The organism is Flavobacterium sp. AED, from assembly GCF_000812945.1.
GTDB lineage: Bacteria > Bacteroidota > Bacteroidia > Flavobacteriales > Flavobacteriaceae > Flavobacterium.
Genome location: NZ_JSYM01000001.1, coordinates 1,800,483 through 1,826,040, shown reverse-complemented (window position 1 = coordinate 1,826,040; position 25,558 = coordinate 1,800,483). Strand labels below are relative to the sequence as shown.

The 25,558-nt window shown below is 34.1% G+C and carries 21 protein-coding genes and 2 tRNA genes; 15 read left to right on the top strand and 8 right to left on the bottom strand.

Annotated features, from left to right (window positions below; genetic code table 11):
* Positions 1 to 4 precede the first annotated feature (4 nt).
* The 12 genes from OA85_RS08035 to OA85_RS07980 all read left to right on the top strand — a co-directional run bounded on the left by OA85_RS08035 (position 5) and on the right by OA85_RS07980 (position 9,670).
* A complete protein-coding gene (locus tag OA85_RS08035; RefSeq protein ID WP_039109013.1) occupies positions 5 to 982 on the top strand; it encodes a M23 family metallopeptidase in 978 nt (325 codons plus the stop codon).
* A gap of 93 nt (positions 983 to 1,075) precedes the next feature.
* Positions 1,076 to 1,408, top strand: coding sequence for a MerR family transcriptional regulator (locus tag OA85_RS08030; RefSeq protein ID WP_039109454.1), 333 nt, complete (start codon positions 1,076 to 1,078; stop codon positions 1,406 to 1,408).
* 62 nt (positions 1,409 to 1,470) lie between these two features.
* Positions 1,471 to 2,064, top strand: coding sequence for a LemA family protein (locus OA85_RS08025; protein WP_039109012.1), 594 nt, complete (start codon positions 1,471 to 1,473; stop codon positions 2,062 to 2,064).
* Positions 2,065 to 2,203: 139 nt separating this feature from the next.
* Complete coding sequence (locus OA85_RS08020) at positions 2,204 to 2,641, top strand: TPM domain-containing protein (protein WP_039109011.1); 438 nt, start codon at positions 2,204 to 2,206, stop codon at positions 2,639 to 2,641.
* Positions 2,641 to 3,444 (top strand): YgcG family protein, encoded by an 804-nt coding sequence (locus tag OA85_RS08015; RefSeq protein ID WP_039109010.1) that lies wholly within the window; start codon positions 2,641 to 2,643, stop codon positions 3,442 to 3,444. Before OA85_RS08020 ends, OA85_RS08015 begins: the two co-directional genes overlap by 1 nt.
* Positions 3,445 to 3,619: 175 nt before the next feature.
* Positions 3,620 to 4,033 (top strand): Rrf2 family transcriptional regulator, encoded by a 414-nt coding sequence (locus OA85_RS08010; protein WP_039109009.1) that lies wholly within the window; start codon positions 3,620 to 3,622, stop codon positions 4,031 to 4,033.
* Between the two features lie 449 nt (positions 4,034 to 4,482).
* The gene (locus OA85_RS08005; protein ID WP_039109008.1) at positions 4,483 to 5,631 is read left to right on the top strand and encodes a porin; all 1,149 of its coding nucleotides are present in this window, start codon (positions 4,483 to 4,485) and stop codon (positions 5,629 to 5,631) included.
* Positions 5,632 to 5,658: 27 nt separating this feature from the next.
* Complete coding sequence (locus OA85_RS08000) at positions 5,659 to 6,606, top strand: PstS family phosphate ABC transporter substrate-binding protein (RefSeq protein WP_039109007.1); 948 nt, start codon at positions 5,659 to 5,661, stop codon at positions 6,604 to 6,606.
* A 97-nt stretch (positions 6,607 to 6,703) separates the two neighbouring features.
* Positions 6,704 to 7,597, top strand: coding sequence for a phosphate ABC transporter permease subunit PstC (gene pstC / locus OA85_RS07995; protein ID WP_039109006.1), 894 nt, complete (start codon positions 6,704 to 6,706; stop codon positions 7,595 to 7,597).
* A 12-nt stretch (positions 7,598 to 7,609) separates the two neighbouring features.
* Positions 7,610 to 8,449 (top strand): phosphate ABC transporter permease PstA, encoded by an 840-nt coding sequence (gene pstA, locus OA85_RS07990; protein WP_039109005.1) that lies wholly within the window; start codon positions 7,610 to 7,612, stop codon positions 8,447 to 8,449.
* Entirely contained in the window at positions 8,446 to 9,207 is a 762-nt protein-coding gene (gene pstB / locus OA85_RS07985) for a phosphate ABC transporter ATP-binding protein PstB (RefSeq protein ID WP_039109004.1), read from the top strand. Before pstA ends, pstB begins: the two co-directional genes overlap by 4 nt.
* Before the next feature lie 223 nt (positions 9,208 to 9,430).
* Positions 9,431 to 9,670 carry a hypothetical protein gene (locus OA85_RS07980; protein ID WP_039109003.1) on the top strand — a complete coding sequence of 80 codons (240 nt, stop codon included), beginning with the start codon at positions 9,431 to 9,433 and terminating at the stop codon, positions 9,668 to 9,670.
* Between the two features lie 52 nt (positions 9,671 to 9,722).
* On the opposite strand, the gene der is transcribed toward OA85_RS07980, so the two are convergent.
* Positions 9,723 to 11,033, bottom strand: a complete 1,311-nt coding sequence (der, locus tag OA85_RS07975; protein ID WP_039109002.1) for a ribosome biogenesis GTPase Der — start codon at positions 11,031 to 11,033, stop codon at positions 9,723 to 9,725.
* A 213-nt stretch (positions 11,034 to 11,246) separates the two neighbouring features.
* Positions 11,247 to 12,128, bottom strand: a complete 882-nt coding sequence (gene era, locus OA85_RS07970) for a GTPase Era (protein ID WP_039109001.1) — start codon at positions 12,126 to 12,128, stop codon at positions 11,247 to 11,249.
* A 117-nt stretch (positions 12,129 to 12,245) separates the two neighbouring features.
* Here era and OA85_RS07965 point away from each other — a divergent pair.
* The 3 genes from OA85_RS07965 (at position 12,246) to OA85_RS07955 (ending at position 12,728) form a co-directional block, all read left to right on the top strand.
* Positions 12,246 to 12,318: transfer RNA gene (locus tag OA85_RS07965), tRNA-Met, on the top strand.
* Between the two features lie 32 nt (positions 12,319 to 12,350).
* Positions 12,351 to 12,423, top strand: a tRNA-Met gene (locus tag OA85_RS07960).
* A gap of 50 nt (positions 12,424 to 12,473) precedes the next feature.
* Positions 12,474 to 12,728: a GIY-YIG nuclease family protein gene (locus OA85_RS07955; protein ID WP_039109000.1), complete on the top strand. Its 255-nt coding sequence runs from the start codon at positions 12,474 to 12,476 to the stop codon at positions 12,726 to 12,728.
* A 300-nt stretch (positions 12,729 to 13,028) separates the two neighbouring features.
* Here the strand turns inward: OA85_RS07955 and OA85_RS07950 are convergent, their stop codons facing one another.
* The 6 genes from OA85_RS07950 to OA85_RS07925 form a co-directional block, all read right to left on the bottom strand.
* Positions 13,029 to 14,366, bottom strand: coding sequence for a vanadium-dependent haloperoxidase (locus OA85_RS07950; protein WP_039108999.1), 1,338 nt, complete (start codon positions 14,364 to 14,366; stop codon positions 13,029 to 13,031).
* A 10-nt stretch (positions 14,367 to 14,376) separates the two neighbouring features.
* Positions 14,377 to 17,670 carry a VCBS repeat-containing protein gene (locus tag OA85_RS07945; protein ID WP_039108998.1) on the bottom strand — a complete coding sequence of 1,098 codons (3,294 nt, stop codon included), beginning with the start codon at positions 17,668 to 17,670 and terminating at the stop codon, positions 14,377 to 14,379.
* A gap of 183 nt (positions 17,671 to 17,853) precedes the next feature.
* Complete coding sequence (locus OA85_RS07940) at positions 17,854 to 18,900, bottom strand: exo-alpha-sialidase (protein WP_039108997.1); 1,047 nt, start codon at positions 18,898 to 18,900, stop codon at positions 17,854 to 17,856.
* A gap of 20 nt (positions 18,901 to 18,920) precedes the next feature.
* On the bottom strand, positions 18,921 to 20,270 hold the full coding sequence (locus OA85_RS07935; RefSeq protein WP_039108996.1) for a sugar MFS transporter: 1,350 nt from the start codon (positions 20,268 to 20,270) through the stop codon (positions 18,921 to 18,923).
* A gap of 457 nt (positions 20,271 to 20,727) precedes the next feature.
* Complete coding sequence (locus tag OA85_RS07930; protein WP_039108995.1) at positions 20,728 to 22,323, bottom strand: SusD/RagB family nutrient-binding outer membrane lipoprotein; 1,596 nt, start codon at positions 22,321 to 22,323, stop codon at positions 20,728 to 20,730.
* A gap of 2 nt (positions 22,324 to 22,325) precedes the next feature.
* Positions 22,326 to 25,400, bottom strand: coding sequence for a SusC/RagA family TonB-linked outer membrane protein (locus OA85_RS07925; RefSeq protein WP_039108994.1), 3,075 nt, complete (start codon positions 25,398 to 25,400; stop codon positions 22,326 to 22,328).
* Between the last annotated feature and the right edge of the window lie 158 nt (positions 25,401 to 25,558).

The following is a 25,558-nucleotide window of genomic DNA, read 5'->3' as shown; positions in this document are numbered from 1 at the left end:
AAATATGGCGAAAGTAAAATATTATTACGATTCCGAAAATCTAGCATACCGAAAAATAAAAGTAAGAAAAAGAAAGAAATTTGGTGTTGTAGCCTTATTTTTAATAGCATCGGCCTTGTTCGGATTTTTATGTTTTATTGTTTTATTGAACACTCCCTATTTTGAAACGCCAAAAGACCGTTTGCTAGCGCGTGAAATTGACAATTTGAAGTTGAATTTTTCTATTTTAAATAAGAAAATGGATCAAGTTGATGGTGTTGTTGAAGACATTGAAGATAGAGATAATAATTTATACAGGATTTATTTTAATACGGCAGCGATTCCTGACTCGGTGCGAAAATCAGGTTTTGGAAATATCAATCGCTATAAAACATTAGAAGGTTATGACAATTCCCAACTGGTAATCAACACGACAAAAAGAGTTGACGTGCTTAGCAAAGAATTGGCGATTCAGTCAAAATCACTGGATATTATTTTGGCCTTAGCTAAAGCAAAAAATAAATTATTGGCAGCTATTCCTGCCATTCAGCCAGTAAGAAATGAGAATTTGAAACGATTGGCATCAGGCTTTGGGTATCGAACAGATCCTTTTACGAAGGCGAGAAAAATGCATGAAGGAATGGATTTCTCTGCAAAAATAGGGACTCCCATTTATGCTACAGGAGATGGAGTTGTTTCAAAAGCGGATAATACGGTTTCTGGTTTTGGAAATCATGTGGTAATTAGGCATGGTTATGGATACGAAACCCTATATGGTCATTTAAGTAAATACAATTGTAGAGCCGGACAAAGAGTAAAACGTGGTGATATTATAGGGTATGTAGGAAGTACAGGAAGATCCGAAGGACCGCACTTGCATTATGAAGTACATAAAGATGGTAAAGTCGTGAATCCATTGAATTTTTATTATGGGAATATTTCGGCAATTGAGTATGTTGCCATTTCAAAATTGGCTAACCAAGAAAATCAATCATTAGATTAATACTTATAAAAAAGAGTGGTCAGTGAACAGGTATTAGGAGTGAAAAAGTCTACAGATAATGGTAGCAGAATTAAAAAGTCAAATAAAAATAATATGCATATTGAGCTTTCAAAAGATAAAAGATATTACAGCATTGGTGAAGTAGCCAAAGCATTTGATGTGAATGCCTCACTAATTCGTTTTTGGGATAATGAATTTGATATTCTGAAGCCAAAAAAGAATGCCAAAGGCAATCGCATGTTCACTCCTGAAGATGTGACTAATTTACAACTCATCTTTCATTTAGTGAAAGAAAGAGGTTTTACACTGGAAGGTGCCAAAACACATTTGAAAGAAGGCCAGAAAAAAACCTTGGATAAATTTGAAATTATTCGAAAACTGGAAACCATACGAACACAATTAACAAATATTAAAGATCAACTATAATTTTTTTGGTTGCTGATTTTATAAAAATAACAATTAAACACTAAACTTTAAATTAAACAAAAATGGATTTTAAAAAATTTTTACCTTGGATTATTGCAGCAGTATTAATTATTGGAATTTATAGCTGGGTTAAAGGAATTAACAATACAGCTGTAACTTTAAATCAAACAGTAGAACAATCTTGGGGAGATGTGCAAACGGCTTACCAAAGAAGAAATGACCTTATAGGAAATTTAGTAAATACTGTAAAAGGAGCCGCTGATTTTGAAAAATCAACTTTGACTGCTGTTATTGAAGCTAGAGCAAAAGCGACCTCAACTACAATTGACCCAACAAACATTACTCCAGAAAAATTAGCAGAATTCAATAAAGCACAAAGTGGCGTAAGCAGTTCATTATCTCGATTATTAGTGACAGTAGAGCAATATCCTGATTTGAAAGCGAATCAGAATTTCTTGAAATTACAGGACGAATTGGCCAGTACTGAAAACCAAATTCTTACAGCAAGAACCCGTTTCAATGAAGCAGTTAAACCGTATAACTCACATATTAAAACGTTTCCAAATTCATTATTTGCAGGAATATTCGGTTTCAAAGAAAAAGCATATTTTAATGCTGTAGAAGGTGCAGACAAACCTGTTGAAGTAAAATTCTAAAGTTAGATTATTAGACTTCTTAGATTTTTAGAAGTCATAACAAATTTAAGAAACAACCTTTAAAAATTAACGGTTGTTTGATTGCAGATTTAACAATTCTGAAATCAAAAATCGCTAATCTTAACTCAAAAATATTTCAATGTCAAAAGTAGAAGATTTTTTAACCCAAGAAGAAGAAAGCGCCATTGTTGAAGCTATTCGCGTGGCCGAAAAAAATACTTCTGGCGAGATTAGAGTACATATAGAAAAAACAACTTCCGAAGTTCCTTTTGACAGGGCTTTGGAAGTTTTTCATGAATTGAAAATGAACGAAACCCAACTTCAAAATGGCGTTTTAATTTATCTCGCTGTTGCCGATAAAAAATTTGTGATTTGTGGAGACAAAGGAATTAATGATCTTGTTGCTGATGATTTTTGGGATACCACAAAAGAAGTGATGAAAAACCATTTTAAAAATGGAAATTTCAAACAAGGACTTATTGATGGGATTTTAATGACAGGGGAACAATTGAAAAAACATTTCCCTTGGTCAGCGGACGACACCAATGAATTATCAAACGAAATATCTAAAGGATAATGCTATTACAAAAAAAGATTAACTCAATTTTCCTAAAGCTATTAGTTTGTTTTTTATTTACACAAATTAGTTTTGCTCAATTTACTATTCCTGAAAAACCGAGTTTACAAACTTCGGTTTATGATTATGCCAATATTTTAAGCGCAACAGAAAAAGCACAATTAGAAGATAAACTCATTAAATATTCTGATTCTACAACTACTCAAATTGTAGTAATTACCATTGAAAGCCTTAAAGGCGAAGACATAGGTATTCTTACTCCAAAATGGGGGCACCAATGGGGAATTGGCGGAACTGCAAAAGACGATAACGGAGTTCTTATTTTATTGGCTAAAGCCGAAAGAAAAATATGGATTTCACCAGGTTATGGGCTTGAAGATCGCTTAACAGCTGGAATTGGAGGAGAAATTACTCGAAATATTATTATTCCAGAATTTAAAGCAGGAAGTTATTACAGAGGTCTTGATAAAGGAACCGATGCTATAATTGATGTTTTTAAAGGCAAATACAAAGGAGAACGAAAACAAAATAAAGGCCAAGATTTTCCAATTTTACCTTTTATCGTAATTATTGTAATTATTCTTATTCTTATTTCAAGAAACAAAGGCGGTGGCGGAAATTCTGGTAACAGAGGTGGCGGACCTAGTTTGCTTGATATTCTTATTCTTAGTAGTCTTGGCAGAAACAGCGGCGGAGGCGGTTTTGGTGGTGGTTCATCTGGTGGAGGATTTGGTGGCGGAGGTTTCGGTGGAGGATTTGGTGGCGGAGGTTTCTCTGGTGGTGGATCTGGTGGAGATTGGTAGATTAAAACTAGTTGTCTTCCGTTTGCATCAATATTTCAAGATTACATTTGACATCCAAAATCAGCATTACTTATAAAATTATAAACTAAAATAGTTTATGTTTGTTTTACTTTCATTTTTTTAAAATTTGAAATCGCATCCAATTTAAAAGTTACAATTATAAAATACATTAAAAATGCTTTCACATAAAGCCAAATACGCTCTCAAGGCATTACTTTTTTTAGCGCAACAAGACGAAAATCACATTTCAAGAACTATTGAAATTGCTGAAGCAGCTAATATTCCAAAAAAGTTTTTGGAGCAGATCTTATTGGATTTAAAACGTGGCCATTTTGTAGGGAGCAAACAAGGAAAATTTGGAGGTTATTATCTTTTAAAATCCAAAAATGAAATTACTTTAGCTGATATTCATCGATTATTTGATGGGGCAATTGCATTACTTCCGTGCGCATCATTAAATTTTTACGAGCCTTGCTCCGATTGTACTAGTGAGTCTGAATGCCTGTTACGACACGGGCTAATGACTATTCGAGACGAGACTCTAAAGGCTATGCAAGGCATTACAATTTCCTCATTAGTAAAAAAATAAAAAAATATTTTTTAAACTCTACTATTTTTATAGAATTAATTATATATTTGCTCCAGATTATAACGCTAAAAGTTAAAAAAATGAAAAATCATTCTGAAAACCTCAGTTTATTTATTGAGAATCAAAAAAATTTAAATCAAATTACTATTAAATTTTATGATGATATTATGATGTGCGAGTGTTAGAAAAAAAAAAATTTAATTTAAACTCTACTACTTACATATAATTTATATAATAATTAAATCATGAAAATTAATCTACTTAAAAAAGGTTTACTAAACCTAGATTTAAATACAACCATTTTTTTTAATTTAAAAAATACGTGCAGTTTCTATTTTATGTGCCCTCGGGCATAAAAACACTTTAGGGGAATTTTAGTTTTAAAAACATAGTCCCTTCAAAAAATAAATAGATAAACACATAGAAAAAAAATTAAAAAAACACACAAAATGAAAACAAAAAAAATACTGTTACTCGTAATCACATTTTTTACAATTGGAATAGCTACAGCACAATCATCAGATGATGTACTTAATTTATTAATCCAAAAAGGGCTAGTTAAACAAAATGATGCAGACTCTATACGTGCTGATTATGCTTTCAAACAACAAGAAGTAAAAGAAAAACAAAAATTATTTAATGTCCTTTCCAGTCGGAACATAAATATTGGTGGCTATACACAAGTGCGCTATCAATCCTTACAAGAACAAGGGAAAGCTGATGGCTTTGATATAAGAAGAGCCAGATTAGACATAAAAGGTAATTTTTCTCCGGAATGGGAATACCGATTACAAACAGATTTTGCTATCAATACAAAAATAATTGATGCGTATTTTGTCTACAAACCTTTTGATTACTTAAAAATAACCGGTGGACAATTTCTAATTCCAAATTCATTAGAAAGCACTACTTCAGATAGTTCACTAGAGACAATAGATCGTGCACAAATAAGTGGTTTAACAGGGCGAAATAAAGATGCGCTTGGAGATCAAAATGGCCGTGATATAGGACTGCAAGCCAGTGGTAGCTTATTCAAAACAGCCTCAAACCGTTTTCTTTTAGATTATTATTTGGCTTATTTTGATGGTCAAGGAATTAATATCGCTTCAGATAAAAACGAATCTAAAGATATTGCTGCCAGAATTGTGGCACATCCTTATGAATTTTTAGATTTTGGTATCTCCTATTCTAATGGACACGACTCATGGACAACACCTGCTAAAAACCAAGATCAAATTCGCATTGGCGCTGATGTATCGGTAAATTACAATGACTTCTCATTAAGAGCTGAATATTTACAAGCACAACAAGGTACTTATATTGTAAACGGAGTAAATAGAGATCTTCTTAAGGACGGTTGGTATGCACAAGTGGGTTATTTTGTTCTACCAAAGAAACTCCAGTTTGTAGCTAAATACGATACATTCGACCCAACAAAAAACAATCCAAAGAATGACATTACTTCATTCTATACCCTTGGTGCTAATCTATATCCAAATAGTTTTGTGAAATTTCAAGTCAACTACAAGCACAAAAGTGAACAAGGATTTTCAATCAATAAAGATGAAATTATAGCACAATTGCAATTAAAATTCTAATTTTTAAAAATTCTAAAAAGAAACAAAATGAAAACATATAAAATATCATTCGTAGCCGTAATAATTTTATTATTGACAAATGCAACTACCACAAAAGTAGCTGCACAAGATTTAAAAGGAAATATAAGCATTTCTGGAGCTTTTGCCTTGTATCCAATTACTGTAAAATGGGCAGAAGAATTCAAGAAAATCAACCCAAATGTCAAAATTGATATTCAAGCTGGAGGAGCAGGAAAAGGAATAACCGATGTATTATCTAAAGTAACCGACATTGGATTGGTTTCTAGAGACTTGAATGCAGCAGAGTATAAAAAAGGAGCTTTTTCCGTGGCAGTAACTAAAGATGCTGTAATCCCAACTATAAGTGCTTCAAGTCCATACAGAAAAGTACTATATGAAAAAGGAGTAAAAAAGGATGCCTTTAACCACATCTTTATTACTGGTAAATACAAGACTTGGAATACTTTAGGTTTTAAAAGTGAAGCTCCAATACATGTATATACACGCTCAGATGCATCGGGAGCAGCAGAAACTTGGGCCAAATATTTCAATAAAAAACAAGAAGATTTACAAGGAGTAGCTGTATTTGGTGATCCAGGACTGGCGCAAGCTGTAAAAAGAGACCCGTCAGGATTAGGTTTTAATAATATTGTGTATGTCTATGATACCAAAACAAATAAACCAACTAACGGAGTAGTTCCTGTTCCAATTGATTTGAACAACAATGGAAAATTAGATCCAGATGAAAATTTTTATGATGATATCGATCAGTTGATTGCAGCTATTGTTGCCGGAAAATATCCATCACCTCCAGCAAGAGATTTGTATTTTGTAACTGTGGGAAAACCAAAAAATCCAATCGTAAAAGAATTTATAAAATACATTCTTACTGATGGGCAGAAATTTGTTCAGGAAGCAGGCTATATCAAGTTTTCCAAAGAGAAAATCAATAAAGAGTTAGAAAAAGTAAAATAATATTCTTTTAAATACCAAATATCCACTCTAATGCAACTCCTTAAAACCACGAGCGGCTTAAAACTCAGTTTGTTAGGGTGGTTTTACAATAATTAAAATGAAAAATATAAGATTACTAAAAGATCGTTTCCTAAGTAAAGCTTTTTTAACACTCACCATACTTTCCATATCTACAGTAGTTTTAATGGGGCTTGGCTTGTTTTACAAATCACTACCTATTTTGCATAGCAGCTCATTATGGAATCTATTATCTTCCTCGGAATGGAAACCTTTTAAGGAAGCTTTTGGGTTTTATCCATTTATAGTGGGTACATTTTGGGTAACAGGAATTGCCATAATTATAGCCTTACCGCTATCCATGCTTACTGCAATCTATCTTTCGGAATATGCAAACATTCGGGTTCGGAAATTGGTTTTACCATTGATTGAATTACTATCAGGAATTCCACCGGTTCTTTTTGGAGTTTGGGGCGTATTGGTAATCGTTCCTTTAATCCAGGATAAAATTGCACCCCATTTTATTGAATTTACAACAGGATATTCCGTTTTAGCAGGAGGAATTGTGTTAGCCATTATGATTTTCCCGTTGATTATAAGTATTCTGATAGAGGTGTTTGACAACGTTCCACAGGAATTAAGAGATGCGTCTTTGGCACTAGGAGCAACACAATGGCAAACTACTAAAAAAGTACTTCTTAGAAAATCAATTGATGGAATTGTAGCTGCGGTAGTATTGGCAATTTCGAGAGCTTTTGGTGAAACTATAGCCGTTCTGATGGTTTGCGGAAATTTAGCACAAGTTCCTAAAAGTGTATTCGATTCAGGCTATCCTTTACCTGCTCTTATTGCTAATAATTACGGAGAAATGATGTCTATTCCCATGTATGACTCGGCGCTGATGTTTGCCGCTTTACTTCTATTTGTCATTATCTTTTTATTTAATGCTATTTCTAGAATTATTTTATTTAGAATTGAAAAAAGAACCAACTAAGACCCATCAAAAATGAGAAAAACAGAAGAAAATATATTTAAATTTTTGATGATACTCAGTACAATCATCATCAGTAGTACCTTATTCATGATACTGTACACCATTTTTTCAAGAGGTGTTGGATCGTTGAGTTGGGATATGATTTCAAAAATACCTGAGGGAGGATTTTATATTGGCAAAGGGGGTGGAATTCTGAATGCTATAATTGGATCTGTCTATATTACTTTGGGTTCAACCTTATTGGGGCTTTTAGTGAGTATTCCAATTGTTATTTACATCAACGTATATGCAAAAAAAAATTCATTATTAGCGAATATCACCCGATTGAGTTATGACATTTTGTTTGGAATTCCCTCAATTGTTTATGGCGCTTTTGGTTTCGCAATAATGGTTTATATGGGATTAAAAACTTCCCTTTTAGCAGGAATAATAACTGTAACGCTAATGATCATTCCCATATTGGTTCGAGCCATAGATGAAGTGGTAAGAGTCGTACCGGAAGACATGAGCAACTCTGTATATTCACTTGGTGGCACACGTTATGAAACCGCAAAAATCTTATTACGACAATCTATCCCTGGAATTATTACTGCGATATTATTATCATTTGGCAGAGCAATTGGCGATGCGGCCTGTGTACTTTTCACTGCTGGCTTTACGGATAGCATTCCAACATCACTTGACCAACCAGCAGCAACATTACCTCTGTCTATATTTTTCCAATTAAGTAGTCCGATTCAAGAAGTACAAAACCGAGCGTATGCAGCAGCAGTTATTCTTACCATAATTGTTTTAATCATTAGTATAGCTGCAAAAATTGCAAGCAAAAACCTTTCAAAAAATAAAATATGATCATTCAGCCCCATATCAGCATTCAAAATTTAAACGTACACATTGGAGAAAACCACATTCTAAAAAACATCAATCTGGACATTCCGGATAAAAAAGTTACTTCATTAATAGGTCCTTCCGGTTGTGGAAAAACAACACTTCTTAAAACTATGAATCGCCTACTCGACCGACAAACTGATGTACGTGTAGAAGGAAAAGTTTTAGTAGATGGCGAAAATATCTATGATCCAAAAGTTGAAGTAACCCACATTCGAAAAAAAATGGGATTGCTCTCTCAAAGACCTTTTCCATTACCTATGAATATCTATGATAATATTGCTTACGGACAACGAATTCATGGAAATAACAACAAAAAAGAACTAGACGAAATCGTAGAAAAATACCTTAGAGGTGTCAATCTTTGGGACGAAGTCAAAGACCGATTAAAATCTCCTGCCACTCGATTATCCATCGGGCAACAACAACGGTTGTGTTTAGCTAGAGGACTTGCCATCGAACCTGAAATTATTTTAGGAGATGAACCAACATCTGCATTGGACCCAATTTCGACGCAGCACATTGAAGAATTATTTTTGCAACTAAAAGACAAATACACCATTGTATTAGTGACACACATACTTCGCCAAGCGCGCAGGGTTTCGGATTATATTGGATTTGTGTATATGGGAGAAATAATAGAATTTGGTCCAACTGAAGAGATCTTATTAAACCCAAAAGAGAAACTAACAAGAGATTATGTAAAAGGTTTCTTGAGTTAGATATAAAAACATTTACAAAATACAATTCACAAAAAAGTTCTGAGAAATCAGGACTTTTTCTATTTAAAATATACGCATATCTAAATCATAGAACTTTTTATAGAAATCATTATAGAAAATTCCTGCTAAAAAAATCGTTTCCAATTTAATTTTAAACATTGATTAATAGTCTATTAACTAAATTTTTAAGTTTTCTGGCGTAACTTTAATAAAAGATATAGCCATGAAAAATTTTGCAATCAAACTCGTGTGGTTTACCACCATTTATGTTTTTGTATTTGCCGGTTTATGTCAAACTAACGTTACTTTGCCGGTAATAATGACCCTATATTGCATTGGTATACCATTAATCTTGTTTATGGTATATACAGTTCTACATGATGATTACAAAACAGTAAGAACTTTTAAAGATTGGTACGGTGACCATCCAATGGAAACTTTAGAAGAAGAAGAAAAACAGTAATATTTATAATAGCTATTTAAACAAAAAAATCCCGATTGCTCGGGATTTTCTCTTATTTTTCTCTGATATAAATATCGATTGGCACTCCTGAAAAGTCCCAGTTTTCTCTAATTTTATTTTCCAGATAACGTTTGTAAGGTTCTTTTACATATTGTGGCATATTGGCAAAAAACACAAATTGTGGTGTTGGTGTTGGCAACTGCATACAATATTTGATTTTTACATATTTCCCTTTTGTTGCTGGTGGTGGGTATGCTTCAATCACCTTCAACATAAATTCGTTGAATTTTGAAGTAGCAATACGCTGTTGTCTGTTCTCGAAAACTTTTACGGTTGCTTCTAATGCTTTCAACAAACGTTGTTTCGTTAATGCCGAAACAAAAAGAATAGGCACATCCGTAAATGGCATTAATTCCTCTCTGATTTTAGCTTCATAATCACGAGTTGACATCGTTTCTTTTTCAACTAAATCCCATTTGTTCACTAAGATTACAACTCCTTTACGGTTTTTCTCAGCCAACCAAAAAATACTTTGATCTTGTCCTTCAAATCCACGTGTGGCATCAATAATCAAAATACAAATATCGGCATGCTCAATCGCACGAACCGAACGCATTACCGAGTAAAACTCTAAATCTTCCTTCACTTTCGCTTTACGACGAATTCCTGCCGTATCAACCAAGTTAAATTCGAACCCAAAACGGTCAAATTTTGTATCAATAGAATCACGGGTAGTACCCGCAATATCAGTAACAATATATCTGTCTTTACCAATCAATGCATTGATAAAGCTTGATTTTCCAGCATTAGGACGACCTACAACTGCAAAACGAGGCAATACAACTTCTTCCTGAGTTGGCTCTGGTTTTATAGGAAAAGCATCAATCAATGCATCCAATAAATCCCCAGTTCCACTTCCTGAAATACTGGCAAACGTATAATATTCTCCTAAACCAAGGTTGTAAAACTCAATCGCATCTTTCTCACGCATCGCATTATCCACCTTATTTACTGCAAGTAAAACCGGTTTCGTCACTTTACGCAACAATCTCGCAACAGCATCATCCATTGGAGTAATTCCTTCTTCTACATCGACAACAAAAATGATAACATCCGCTTCATCGATAGCAAGTTCTACTTGTTTACGGATTTCGCCTTCAAAAACGTCATCCGACCCACGTACGTAACCGCCCGTATCAATTACAGAAAATTCCTTTCCGTTCCACTCGCTTTTACCGTAGTTTCTGTCTCTGGTAACCCCAGAAACCGAATCTACAATAGCTTCTCTTCTTTGTATCAGCCTATTAAAAAGGGTTGATTTCCCTACATTAGGTCTTCCTACTATCGCAACAATGTTATTCATAATCCTATTTTCAAATATTTTGCAAAGGTATGCTTTTTGTTTAAGCTTTCAACTTTAAAGTTTTAAGGAGCTTTTTCCTGCTATCCGCTGTATCTTTTTCTGTCTAAAAAAGCCAGAAAAAGGATGCCGCTATTATCAGGGCTAGGGCATTTCCAAATCAAATGGTTTTATTTTCAAACGATTAAACAAATAATCGAATAAACAAATCAACTCTTATTGGTTATAACCAAAACGCTTCAACATATTCGTGTTGCTTCTCCAATTTTTGTTCACTTTCACCACCAACTCAATATGGATTTGTTTTCCAAAGAATTTCTCTAAATCGACACGCGCTTCCATTCCTACTTTTTTCAAAGCAGCACCTTTATGACCTATTATAATTCCTTTTTGGGTTTCACGCTCCACCATAATCAAAGAACGGATTCTAATGATGTTTTCATCCTCAAAAAACTCTTCGGTTACAATTTCTACCGCATAAGGAATTTCTTTGCTGTAATTCAACAAGATTTTCTCACGGATAGTTTCATTTACAAAGAAACGTTCCGGTTTATCTGTCAATTGATCTTTCGGGTAATAAGCAGGAGATTCCGGTAATAATGAAATGATTCTTCCAAAAACTTCTGGTACATTAAAATTCTGCAAGGCTGAAATTGGAAAAATTTCTGCATTAGGAACTTTCGCAGTCCAGAAAGCTACTTGTTCTTCTAGTTGCGCCTGATTTGAATTATCAATTTTATTCAATAATAATAAAACAGGGATTTTAGCATGGATAATTTTATTAAAAAACGCTTCGTCTTTCAACTCTTGTTCTCCAATCTCCACCATATAAATCAGAACATCAGCATCTTCAAAAGCCGACTTCACAAAATTCATCATTGATTCCTGCATTTCGTATGCCGGTTTGATGATTCCTGGCGTATCCGATAAGATCATTTGAAAATCTTCCCCGTTTACAATCCCAAGAATTCTATGACGTGTTGTTTGTGCTTTTGATGTGATTATTGACAATCTTTCTCCAACAAAGGCATTCATTAGTGTTGATTTCCCAACATTTGGATTTCCTATGATGTTTACAAAACCTGCTTTATGTGACATTTTTATTATAATTTATTTTGCAAAGGTAGACATATCAAGTCAATAGACGAAATAAAACATTTTTTAAAATTTTCGTTGGAAATACGGAAATTCGTCGTACATTTGCACCCGAAACAACGCGGGATAGAGCAGTAGGCAGCTCGTCGGGCTCATAACCCGAAGGTCACAGGTTCGAGTCCTGTTCCCGCTACTAAGAATTTTATTGAAAATACAAACGCACATCGCGGGATAGAGCAGTAGGCAGCTCGTCGGGCTCATAACCCGAAGGTCACAGGTTCGAGTCCTGTTCCCGCTACTGAGAAAAACCATCAATTTTTATTGATGGTTTTTTTATACCTTACAATTATGGATGAATTTGTTGTATACATTTTATATTCTGAAAAATTCGAAAAGAATTATACTGGTTTTACTTCTAATTTAATAGAGCGATTCAAATCTCATAATCTTTTAGAAACAAAAGGGTATACTTTAAAATTTAGACCTTGGAAAGTCATTCATGTTGAGTTTTTCAATTCAAAATCAACAGCAATGAAAAGAGAAAAATATTTAAAATCCGGAATTGGGAGAGAATTTATTCAAAATCTTATTCAAAATTTTTAATACGGAAGGGCTCCTATCCGCCACGGCGGACATAGGTTCAAGTCCTGTTCCCGCTACTAAGAAAGACCCATCAACATTTTGATGGGTTTTTTCATTTTCAACACCTTCGTTAAACTCCCCAAACACTGAGATTAGCTCAAAAATACCATTCACTTTTTTGGTTAGATACTCTATCTAACATTGTATTTGTTTTTAATTGTATTAGAAACCAAATTGTTAAAGATTAATTTGCAAAAAAAACGACAAACCAATAAAATACTTTAAACTTCATTTTGACAAATTATATAAATAGTATGCTAATTAATTTTTAAAGGTAAAACTCCCATCATTAGATTTCAATATTTTTTGACCAATGAACGTTCCTATTTGTTCTCCCTGTAACGCACCGTTTTCAATAGCATCTCTGTAATGAATTCCACCATATAATCTGGAAATGGCGGCTTCCTGTGATGCTTGCAAAAAGGATTTAAATTTCCGCTCAGGTAAACCAAATTCTATCTCTGTATTGTCTGTAAAAGAAAAATTATCTCCTAAAATTTGAGTGAGCACCGTAGCAGCGGCTGTTGATATTACGCTGTGCCCAGAAGTATATTCAGGAAAAGGAGGTGTTTGCAACAATGATCGCCATCGAATATCAATCCATTTATTGATTGCTGTTTCGGGTCTTATTCGATTACTTCTATACTTTTCATCCCAACAAGAAATAAAAGCATCAGACAATGTAAGAGCAACTGCCGTATGAATAAAAACGGTTTGCGGTAAAGTGGTTTCTTTTTTTAAACAAGCAATACCGGTAATCCCTATCCAATGCCCTCCAGGAGAAATTTTTTTCAAACCAAACTCAACATGCCCAATCTGCTGTAAAGTGAAAGGATTGCAATCCCAAAAACTGGCAATGGCTTTTTCTTTTTTTGTTAAGTGGTTTACAATGGTATAAACCTCAAACATTTGTTTGTAAAAAGAAGACGTCTTGTTACTATCAAAAGAAGTGGGTGCTTTTGGCTTAAATTGCTGTGACGAATCAAGCAAAAAGGTTCTTATTCGATACCATTGTGGCTCCAAAGCCTGCATATATCCTGGACCTGTTGGTTGCCAATGACCTTCTCCCGCTATGGGAGTGTATTTCTTATAACTGCTAAGCTTACTAAAACCATCTGCTCTTACATACTGCATCATTTGATTTACTGCAACTTGAACTAACATAGAAGTATTTTCGACCTGCGCTTTAGGAATTCCTTTTTTTATAGCTAAAAGCGATAGAGAATCAGCTTTAGCTGAAAACTTGGAACCCGATGGTAACAGTTTTTCTGCCATTTTAAAAACGGTAAATACTGTAGCAAAAGAAGCATTACTTTTGGCTATTAGTGTATCTGATACCTGCAACTTTTGATAGTGTTGGAGCGATTTGGAAAAAGAATTTGCAGGCACTTGAAACAATGACGTCACTTCATTTGAAGCAAGAGTAATATAAGCATAATACCTTGCTGCTGCCACTGGAGAGGCAATATCATTGACCATCACATCCGTTACTTTTTTTAAAGCGGAGACATACTCTTTTGAAGAGAATTGCGCTGAATTTTGGGAATATGATGTGCTCCCTATAAAAATTACAAATAGAACGATATAGATTTTTCTCATAGCGAATGTATTAATAATTATACACAGCAGGAAGCTGATTATTTACAGAAAAAAGAATCCTTTTTTTACCATTAAATGGTAAAGAAATGATATCCTTTACACATCCATTAACATTCAAACCTGAACTTAACTGTGGCATATAATTAAAATTCCCTTTTCCGTCTCCGGTCAATAAGACGCCATAATTAGCGTCTATCTTGCCTATTTTTATTCTTGTTTTCTCTATATTACCCCCCAATAAAATATCAGCTTTACCATCATTATTGTAATCATCTATTCCAATGGCGTATACAGGAGCATAATTAGCCTGAACAGGTAAAAGGTGTTTAATAAAGACCCCCTTTTTATTTTCGAACCAAACCGTTTCAAACGTACTGGCCTTTAATTGCTTTGCAGACTGCAATTGGTCTGCTGTTAAAATTTCATTAATAGTCACTTCTGAATATGATTCATAATTTGGAAATCGTTGTCTCAAACTAACAATCTGGTCTGTTAATTCATCTCGACTGGCCATAGGATATGATTTTCCCTGAACATAACAAGAAACAAAAGGATCTATGGAACCATTCTTGTCAAAATCACCATAGCAAAGCGTTGCAGGTTCTTTCTCACTAGCCTTAATTTGACTATTAGTTCCCCAATTAGCAGCAACCAAATCAAGATCTCCATCATTATCCAAATCAGCGGTAGCCAATCGGTTCCACCAACCTTCTAAAGAATCCGGAAAATATTTTTGAGTGGCATCTGTAAGCGTTCCGTTTTTATTTTCAAAACAACTCACTTTCATCCATTCGCCACAAACAATCAATTCCAGTTGACCATCTTTATTGATATCCATCCACAAAGCATCAGTAACCATTCCTAATTTTTGCAATGCCGGAGCTAATGAGGCGGTACGATTGGTAAATATTCCTTTACCGTTATTGATGAGTAACATACTTTCCGGAGTTTCAGGATATTTCCCTGGAATTACACGACTCCCAATAAATAAGTCAAGATTTCCATCCCCATTTACATCGGCGGCCTTTACACAAGAGCCGCTTTTGGTTTCTATTGGTAATGCATCCAAACTTTTTTCGAAAACCCCATTGGTATTGATATAAAGTCTGTCTTGTAATGCCGCGTCATTTTCCTCAAAAGCATATCCTCCACTGACTACATACAAATCCACATCGCCATCATTATCCGCATCAAAAAACAACGCATCAACATCTTCTGACGCACTGTCCTGCTCGAATCCTTTTTGGACAGAAAGAACAAAATCACCGTTGGCTTGCTGCAACAAAAGTTGACCAGCATGCCCTCTGGAGCCGCCAATAAAAACATCTTCCAATCCATCTTTGTTCACATCCGCTTTTGCAATATGTGGTCCGCTATAAGAAAGCATATTTGTCATTAGCGGTTGCACCTTGAAATCATTCGTTTCTTCTTCTGTATGTCGAAAGGGAATCGCTGTCGTAGCCGAAGAAAATACGGTCTTTTTACTAGGCTCTGGAACAATTGAACTAACATTGGCTTTTTCGTACAGCAGTTTAATAGATTTACTAACCCTAAGATTCTTTTTTATTATCTCCATTTTCCCATCTGGCCAATACACTGCAATCGAATCAATCGTTACTGAAGGCAAACCAAAATGTATGGGTTGTTGCATGGAACTTTGAAAACCATGAACGGGATAATTTTCCTGGGTAATGGTACCATTAGGAGTAAACACTTTTACTTTAGCTCCCAAAGCATTTTTATTTTGTCCCGGCATTTGCAATTCCAGATTAATATAATTGCCACCATTCCCCATCTCAATGGCATTATTCTTATATACAGCTGCAACCTGATTCATTCGGTTGATTACCAAATCAAGATCTCCGTCGTTGTCAAGATCAGTATAAACAGATCCATGCGAAAAATTTTCATCTTCAAGTCCCCAATCCATTGAAGAATCCTTAAACTGAAGATTTCCTTTGTTTTCAAAAATATAATTATGAAGTGGTGTCGAAGGAATTCCCTGCAACATTGTGAACATCTTGTCTTCAGTTTCGCCACGCAAATGTTTCAATCGTTCACTAGCGTAGAATTTGACAAAATCGCGATTAATCATGTCTCTTGCATACCCATTGGAAACAAACAAATCTTTATTGCCATCATTGTTAAAATCAGCAAATAAGGCTGACCAACTCCAATCAGTATTAGAGATTCCACTCAACTGCCCGGTTTCGCTAAAGGTATTGTTGCCGTTATTTACCTGCAACATATTACGCATTAACTGATGGTAAAATCCGTTATTTAAAGTATTATTATAGAGTTCATAATTATCTGGGGCATATAATAATTTTTGTCTTTTATTATCGGCAGGAAGCATGTCAAGCGTATAAATATCAGGCCAACCATCATTATTAATATCGGCGATATCCGCTCCCATAGAAAAATTAGAAATATGTCCTAACTGATCTTTCAAACTATCCGTAAAAGTTCCGTCTCTGTTATTAATGTAGAGATAATCTTCTTCGACATAATCATTAGAAACATATAAATCTGCCCAACCATCATTATTTAAATCGCTCACAATAACAGATAACCCATATCCAAGAGGATTAGAAATGATACCAGCTTTAACGGTAACATCAGTAAAATGATTGTTATCATTGCGATAAAGACGATCACCCGCATCAGGATCTATCATTTTTTTCACAAAAGAAGCATCAAAATTACGAAGCGCTTTGATATTATGATTCAACACAAAAAGATCCAAGTCTCCATCATTATCATAATCAAAAAAAGCGGATTGCGTGGAGTATCCTTCATCTGCAACTCCCATTTCCATCGCTTTATCTTTGAATGTAATTTCTCCAGATGAGGAAGGCCCATTATTGATAAACAATTGATTTCTTCTTTTCTCGGGTTCAACATCTCCAGAATAACAAACATAAATATCCAGCCAGCCATCACCGTTTATGTCAACAACACTTACCCCCGTTTTCCATCCTCTGCGCCCTTCTGTACCTGATTTCTTTGTGATATCTTCAAAATTCAGATTTCCTTTATTGAGATACATTTTATTTGGTTGAAGATTAGACGTAAAATACAAATCTATCAATCCATCATTATTAAAATCACCGGATGCCACTCCTCCACCATTATAAAAATATTCGTAAGTAATAATATTAAGCTGAGGAGATTCAGGAAGACGATTATTGAAAGTAATTCCTGTTTTTTCAGCAGGCAGCAAAGAAAATAATTTTGTCTGTTGCGAAAAAACAGGTAAAAAAACCAATAAACTTAACCCTATAAATAACCAAACTCTTTTCATATTTTTGTGTATTAAAAATGAATTATCATGACAGGAATAGATATCTTCTTAAATTATAAAATTACTAAAACTAAACATAAAAGTTCAAGCAAGCCTCACATTCTGTTCAATGAATCTTAAAAAAAATTTTAATTACTACTATTTTAAATGCCTTAAAGATTCTCAAATAAGCTTTCAGATTAATTATATACTAAAGGCTACATGCTTTATGTATTTTCGATTGTAAGTGTATAAAACATGAATTTTTCCGTTTGAAGTCTGAATTATAGCCGGATAACTAAATTCTCCTTCGGCTTGATTTTCAAGATCAAAAAGCTTTTCCCAATGCACTCCGTCATTAGAGTATTCTACATCAAGAACATTGCGCCCATTGAACCAGTCTTTACCTTGTGGTAATGGATTATTGACCAATAAAAATGATTTTTTAGACAAAGTTATTGCATCAATTCCTGAGTTTGAGTTGACAACATTTAGGCTGTCTGTGTGATTCCATTGTTTGCCTTTATCAGTAGACCAACTACTGATGAGTTTATTATGCTTACTTCTGGATAACATCTGAATAGTATTCGCAGAATGAACAAGAAATGTAGGTTGAATGATATCAAATTCTTTTTTATTTTCAACAGTTATCTTCTCCCAACTATCAGTTGCTTCTGTATACGTTTCTACATGTATGCGCCATTCCTTGTTATCAATACTTTCGGTACTACTACCGCACAAAATAACACCTGGAGTTACCTCGATAGGTTTGTTTTTTATAGGACCAAGCATCCCTTTAGGCAGGTATTTTGGAATACTCCAAGTAGTTCCATTATCTTTTGATACAATCATGGCTCCAAACCATTCTCTGGGATTTTTCCCCACTTTGTAAAACAAATATAAACGTTGGCTTTTGCTTTTGAATAATACCGGATTCCAACAAGGCAATGTGTCTCCTTGGGATATTAAGGGTTTAATAAGATTATGAGGAGTAGACCAGATTTTCCCATTATAAACCGCTGCATAAATCCCTACATCTTTCGCACCTTCATATTTCCCGCCAAACCATGCTGCCATAAGTTGGTTTGGCTTAAACTCAACCAATGTTGCCGCATGGCTACTGCTGGTTATGGGTTGGTCAACTATATAACCAGAAGTGATGTTACTTGCTTTTAGCTTCTTTGGTACAGAAGAGCAAGAAAAACACATTAAAACCAATACAATTCCAAGATACTTTAGTTTTAAACTCATCGTTGGTTAAAAATTACTATTTAGTTTTTTACTGACAATTGGTTTTTCTTTAATCCTAACTTATGTCCTGCAATGGCATAATATAATACAATAATATAACACGGTAATAAAATCCAATATCCCTTTGTGGAAGCATTTGCTGTCGCCATTGCATCACTCATTCCTTGGGCAATAAACTCCTCTTTATTGGAATCAACTAATTTCCCATATAAAGGTGGAATTACTGCTCCTCCAGAAATAGCCATAATCAATAATGCAGAAGCGGTTTTAGTAAACTTACCTAATCCTTTTAAAGTTAGAGGCCATATTGCCGGCCATACCAAAGCATTTGAAATACCCAACGCTGCTACAAATAAAACAGATGTAAATCCGGAAGAAAACACAATACAAAACGACAATACAATTCCTAAAGCTGCACTTGCTTTTAATGCAAGGGCTTGACTAATGTATTTTGGAATTAAAAATACTCCAAAACCATAAGTTGCTACCATAGCCATTAATGTAAGTGTGGTGAAAAATTTAGCTTCCGCTACAGGAAAATTTAGAGCAATACCATACGCTATAATGGTGTCTCCTGCAATAACCTCAACCCCAACATACATAAAAAGAGTTAATACACCTAACCACAAATGAGGGAATTGAAAAATACTCGTTTTTGTGGTTTCACCCTCTTTTGGTGCTTCGATAGGTTCAGCTTCTACATCTGGTAAAGGTGCTTTTCGTATTAAAAGACCTAAAACAAATAAAACAATTGCCATTATTACATACGGAACCACAACACTATCTGCCATAGTATCTAACAATTGTACTTTTTGGGCAGCATCGACAACATTTAGTTTTTCTTTAATTTCATCTATTCCAGATAATAAAAGGGCTCCAAAAATAAGAGACCCTAAAGCTCCAGCTATCTTATTCGCAATTCCCATAATTGCGATACGTTTAGCCGCGCTGTCAATAGGTCCTAAAATAGTAATATAAGGGTTTGATGCCGTTTGCAATAAGGTCATCCCAGTACCTTGAATAAAGATACCGGTTAAAAACATCCAATAGGTTCTTGCCTCGGCGGCAGGTATAAATACTAAAGCTCCTATTCCCATTACAAACAATCCTAAAGACATTCCTTTTTTATAGCCAATCTTTGCTAAAATGTAAGATGCCGGCAAGGCCATAACTACAAAAGAGATATAGGACGCTGATGCTACTAATAGTGATTGAGCTGATGTTAATTCGTTTATCGTTTTCATAAAAGGAATTAATGCACCGTTAATCCAGGTTACGAATCCAAAAATGAAAAATAGTCCTCCAATTATCATAATTGGAATTAATGTGGTGTTTTTTTCCTGTGCTACTAATTGGTTACTGCTAGCCATAATAATTATTATTTTATAATTTTAATTTATAGGTATTCGATTATTAGATTTTATTTTTTCAATTCTTTAGTGTTTCTATTTTCTAAAAGGAATAGCGTCACATACTAATATGGTGACTATTGCTTGACAGCCCAACTCTATATATTAACAACTGTTTTTTTTATTTTTAAACAAAACATTATGAAGATTTCATATCGCTAATTCAGAACATAACTCTATACAATATGCATCTGCATTTTGTAAATGAAGAGCAGATTGATATGAAGATGAACTATTTATAGCCTAATATTTTTTTTTAAACAATAGTAATAGCCAAAAATTAGTACTATTGAATTTCCAACAGATTAAATAAAAAGAGAGCGTAACTGTTTATTTTTTTGACAATAAAATTGAAAAAAAAGTTAAAAGGAGAGTTACCTCTCCTTTTAACAGAATTACTTTTCAAAAAATCAACTTATTATTTGTCCCACCAGATTTTTGTAATCCAAGTGTCTCCACCCATATTAGAAACAGCTGCATTATAACTAGCTGTATTATTACTTCCTTCAGTAGACGGATAAACTTGTCTTGTAGGAATTTGTCCTGAACTAAAGTTTCCAGTGTAATTTACCGGTGTAAGAACAGGGAAATCAGATCTTTTCCAGTTGTTCCAAGCTTCAACCCAGTTACCGGTTAAGCCAGTAGTTGCCCAAATTTGCTCATTGATCATTTTCAAAGAAGCAGCAGTTGAAGTAACATTCAAAGGATGTGCAGCAGCGTAAAAAACAGCGTCAGCATTCGTAATTTGAGTTCCACCAAATTTATTCAAAGTTATCATTGCACCTACTAATCCATTATTAAAGTACTGAGATGCAGTTCCTGATACAGAATATCCTCTTACTGCCGCTTCAGCTAATAACAATTGTACTTGTGCATAAGTAAGAACAAAAACTGGAGTAGTTCTATTTCTATACATAGGTGTAGGTCTAGAATAATTACCAATTGCAGCAACATCACCACCTGTACCTGTAGCACCTGGATAATTAGGCTCTAAACTTACATCTCTAGATCCTCCTTTAGTATCATACCCATTAGGAAACCCTATTTGAGCAGCTGTACTTGTATTACCACCTGTATATAAATAATTCGCAGCAAGTCCAGCACCTGGAACTTCAGCAACAACAGGTAAACGTAAATCATTGTTAGATTTTAAATAATCAATCAATGTTTTTGACCAACGTACTTCATAAACATCTGCAGATACAGTGAAAGAAGCTCCATTACCATTATCAAAACCATCTGCATCATCAGTAGGAGAAATAGCTTCGTCAGCAACTGAAGCAAAAACTCCACCAGCAGCCGCTTTTTCAGCATACTTTTTAGCATTAGCAGCATCGGCAGCTGTTAATCTCATTGCCATTTTTAACATCAATGAATAACCAAAAGAACGCCATTTAGCAATATTACCACCATAATAAATATCACTTGTTGGTTTATCTTTAGAAACATCTAAAGTTGCTATTGCAGCATCTAAATCAGCTAACATTTGAGGATATAAATCTTGTTGTTTGTCGTATTTTGGTTGAGAAACACTTGCATCTAACATTAAAGCCTCAGAATAAGGAACATCACCATATACATCTGAAATATAAGAAATAGACATGATTTTTACAATTGTTCCAATAGCAGCTAAATTTGGCATGTCTTTTTGAGTTGCTAATTTAGACATTTGATTAGCAGTTGAAGCTGCAGTATAAACTCCATTCCAAATTCTTTGAACATAATCATATGTACCACCAGTAGTAACATATTTATCTCCACCATCATAATAATTAGCTCCTCCAGTTGAAGGTGATGCTAAAAGTTGTACCCACATACTTTGAAATAAGATTGGACCCTCGTAACCTACAGTTCTTTGTCCATAATCATAAAGAGCTCTTGGTAAAAGTAGATTGGGATCAAATATTTCTGATCCTGCTTTAGTTGGATCGGTATTAATTTCTTGGAAATTACTATCGCATGAAATTAGCAAACCACTAACAACAACGAACAATATTTTAATATATTTAGTCATAATTATTTTATTTTAAAGTTAACATTTAGACCAAAAGACCTTGTTGAAGGTAAACTAGTCCCTTCAATTCCGTAATATTTCACATTAGAACCAAAACTACTTTCTGGATCAATATTATCCGCTTTACGCATTAGGATAGCAAGATTTCTGGCTACAAATGAAACATCAATTCCTTCCAAGAATGAGATTTTACCCATTACACTTTTAGGGAAAGCATATCCAAATGATAATTGTCTAAGTTTGATAAAATCCCCGCTAACAACACTTGTACTTGTAATGTTGCGAGCTTCTGCTTGATAATAATTTTCAGCTGTAGCAGTAATTCCACTATTTGTAACACCTGTTTCTCTACCTACTAATGTAGCTTGATTCAATCCTCTTAAACGAGAGTAGTATTCAGTAGCAGAAATTACTTTATTACCGTAATTAAAATCAACTAAGAATGCAAGATTAAAGTTTTTGTATTTGAATTCATTATTCCATCCACCATAAAAAGTTGGTAAAACAGAACCGAAGTTTTTAAACTCCCCTCTTACTGGTAAACCAGCAGCATCAACTTGAATACTTCCATCTGTATTATAAGCATAATCATACGCTCTAATTTGCGGACCAGCTGCACCTACTACATAAGCAGTAACAGCATTTCCTAAAGTTCCACGATTACTTCCTAAAACGATTGGAGTAGCATCTGCATTAGTAGCCAATACTTTGTTTTTAAAATTGGTAGTATTCAAACTAGTTGTCCAAGTAAAATTATCTGTTTTTACAGGAACACCTGTTACAGCAATTTCTAAACCTTTATTTTGGATAGAAGCACTTGCAACTACACCTGTAGCAAATCCAGTAGATCTACTGTATTCCGCATTTAAAATCTCATCATGAGAAGTTTTTTGATAATAAGATAAATCAAATGTTAATCTGCTTTTTAAGAATCTAAGATCTAAACCTAATTCTATCTCGTCTACCGTAAATGGTTTTAAAAGAGTTGGAAGAGTTGAAGGAATTGAACCCGTAGAATAACTTACACCATTACTTACTAATGAATTCCCTGAATTGAAATATAAAGAATTCGTATAAGGAGTAGCTTCACCACTTGTTACCGCATAAGATAATCTTACTTTACCAAAATCTAACGCATCGATATGCAATAAATCATTGAAAACAAACGCTCCAGAAACTGATGGTGTAAATACTCCATTATTAGAAGACGCTGCAGAAGACAATGAAGAATAAACATCATAACGACCTGTTGTAGATAATGTTAAATATTTTTTATATCCAAAATCAAAAGAATAAAATGCAGAGTGACTTTCACTTCCTGTATAATTATACTCTCTATTAATATTAACTACATTGTTTGGAGTATATAAATAAGGTAAAACGAATGGACCACCACCTATTTTAATTCTTTCATATTTATTTTGTCTAATATTAGCACCTGCTAATGCATCTATTGAGAAATCACTGCCAACTTTAAATTTAGCTCCAAAAAGTCCATCAAGATTTAACTCAGAACGGGTAGATTGACCTTTACTATCCAAGCTTCCACGTTTATTAGTAGTATAATCTAATCCCCATGGATTAACACTAAATTCTGTATCATTAGAAACATCATTTCCTAATCTTACCATGGCATAGATATTATCGGTAAAGCTATATTTAGTTGATAATACAGAAATGGTTCTTTTTCTTGTAGGATCCTCAACCCCTTGATTAACTATAAAATAAGGATTTGTCACATAATTATCATCACTAAAAACAACCTCAGCACCAGTTACTGGGTCATAACCCGGAGCAAAAATATTATGATCTACATTGGGAGCCAAGAATAAAAAGTTATTTGGATTTTTAGGACCATCACTTAAAAAAGGTCTATTATTTGATCTTTCATCTGTGTAATTTATAGAAGCAGCCACATTTAATTTATCCGTAATGTTTTGATCTGCGCTCAAATTTATCGTAGTACGTTTAAGACCACTATTAGGCACAATAGATTTAGAATCTAAATTAGAGAATGACAAACGAAATGCTCCATTTCCAACACCTTTAGAAACAGAAACAGTATTGGTAAGGTTAGTTCCTGTTCTATAAAAATCGATATAACTTTCTTTAGCTTTACTGTACAAATATTGTTTACCGTCAAAACCAATTACTGGACTACCATCTAATTTTCCTCCCCAGGAATTTCTGTTTGTTGCTAATGCAGCACCTGCAGTTAAAGGTTTTGAACCACCTGTACCTTGACCATATTGATCTTGAAAATCAGTATAATCAACTGGTGCGTCAGCCATGAAATTAGAATTAAAAGTAATAGAGTAATCACCCCCTTTTTTACCTTTTTTAGTAGTAATAATAATAACCCCATTTACAGCTCTAGCACCATAAAGAGCTGATGCTGACTGACCTTTAAGAACTGTCATTTTCTCAATATCATCTGGATTGATATTACCAATACCATCCCCTTGGTCAGCTCCACCCCATTCTCCTGCAGAACCTCTTTGTGTGTTATCAATTGGAATACCATCAATAACAAATAATGGAGAACCTCCACTAGTGATACCTGATATACCTCTTAAAAGAACTTTTGATGTTCCACCGGCACCACTATTAGTACCTCTAACTACAAGACCTGAAACACGACCTGCTAAACCATTAGCTACGTTCGTTTCTCTAGCTTTGTCTAAGTTATCCCCACCTACAGTAGTTACAGCATAACCTAATTTTCTTTGATCTTTAGAAATACCCAAAGCTGTTACTACTACTTCTCCTAACTGATTTGCGTTTTCTGACATAGAAACATTTACAGTAGTTGAACCAGAAACAGTAACTTCTTTTTCAGTATAACCTACATAAGAAAATACTAAAATCGCTGACCGATTTGGAACATTAATACTGTACTTCCCTTCAAAATCGCTCGAAATCCCCTTTGTTGTCCCTTTAACAACAACATTTACCCCTGGTAATGACATACCAGTACTTCCATCGGTAATTTTTCCTGATACTGTGGTTTGTGCTTTAGCAAATTGAAAGCTGAATAAGCAAAACACAAACAGTAACTTAAATACTTTTTGAATCATAATTTGGTTTTTGTGTTAATAATTTATTTTTAATTGGTTAACCTAACGTTAATAATTTCTTAAATTTAAAACTATGCCACATCACTGGAAAATTATTTCGACCAATAACAAATTTGAAAAGGTGTTTGTCAATTTTATCTGTTTTTTGATAACTAAGG

Coding starts and splice junctions, on each gene's coding strand:
- OA85_RS07980 (WP_039109003.1), top strand. CDS start 9,431: ATGAAAAATTTTGCAATCAAACTCGTGTGGTTTACCACCATTTATGTT.
- OA85_RS08005 (WP_039109008.1), top strand. CDS start 4,483: ATGAAAACAAAAAAAATACTGTTACTCGTAATCACATTTTTTACAATT.
- pstC (WP_039109006.1), top strand. CDS start 6,704: ATGAAAAATATAAGATTACTAAAAGATCGTTTCCTAAGTAAAGCTTTT.
- OA85_RS08000 (WP_039109007.1), top strand. CDS start 5,659: ATGAAAACATATAAAATATCATTCGTAGCCGTAATAATTTTATTATTG.
- OA85_RS07935 (WP_039108996.1), bottom strand. CDS start 20,270: ATGGCTAGCAGTAACCAATTAGTAGCACAGGAAAAAAACACCACATTA.
- OA85_RS07930 (WP_039108995.1), bottom strand. CDS start 22,323: ATGACTAAATATATTAAAATATTGTTCGTTGTTGTTAGTGGTTTGCTA.
- era (WP_039109001.1), bottom strand. CDS start 12,128: ATGTCACATAAAGCAGGTTTTGTAAACATCATAGGAAATCCAAATGTT.
- OA85_RS08020 (WP_039109011.1), top strand. CDS start 2,204: ATGTCAAAAGTAGAAGATTTTTTAACCCAAGAAGAAGAAAGCGCCATT.
- der (WP_039109002.1), bottom strand. CDS start 11,033: ATGAATAACATTGTTGCGATAGTAGGAAGACCTAATGTAGGGAAATCA.
- OA85_RS07925 (WP_039108994.1), bottom strand. CDS start 25,400: ATGATTCAAAAAGTATTTAAGTTACTGTTTGTGTTTTGCTTATTCAGC.
- OA85_RS07950 (WP_039108999.1), bottom strand. CDS start 14,366: ATGAGAAAAATCTATATCGTTCTATTTGTAATTTTTATAGGGAGCACA.
- OA85_RS08025 (WP_039109012.1), top strand. CDS start 1,471: ATGGATTTTAAAAAATTTTTACCTTGGATTATTGCAGCAGTATTAATT.
- OA85_RS07940 (WP_039108997.1), bottom strand. CDS start 18,900: ATGAGTTTAAAACTAAAGTATCTTGGAATTGTATTGGTTTTAATGTGT.
- OA85_RS08015 (WP_039109010.1), top strand. CDS start 2,641: ATGCTATTACAAAAAAAGATTAACTCAATTTTCCTAAAGCTATTAGTT.
- OA85_RS07955 (WP_039109000.1), top strand. CDS start 12,474: ATGGATGAATTTGTTGTATACATTTTATATTCTGAAAAATTCGAAAAG.
- pstB (WP_039109004.1), top strand. CDS start 8,446: ATGATCATTCAGCCCCATATCAGCATTCAAAATTTAAACGTACACATT.
- pstA (WP_039109005.1), top strand. CDS start 7,610: ATGAGAAAAACAGAAGAAAATATATTTAAATTTTTGATGATACTCAGT.
- OA85_RS07945 (WP_039108998.1), bottom strand. CDS start 17,670: ATGAAAAGAGTTTGGTTATTTATAGGGTTAAGTTTATTGGTTTTTTTA.
- OA85_RS08035 (WP_039109013.1), top strand. CDS start 5: ATGGCGAAAGTAAAATATTATTACGATTCCGAAAATCTAGCATACCGA.
- OA85_RS08030 (WP_039109454.1), top strand. CDS start 1,076: ATGCATATTGAGCTTTCAAAAGATAAAAGATATTACAGCATTGGTGAA.
- OA85_RS08010 (WP_039109009.1), top strand. CDS start 3,620: ATGCTTTCACATAAAGCCAAATACGCTCTCAAGGCATTACTTTTTTTA.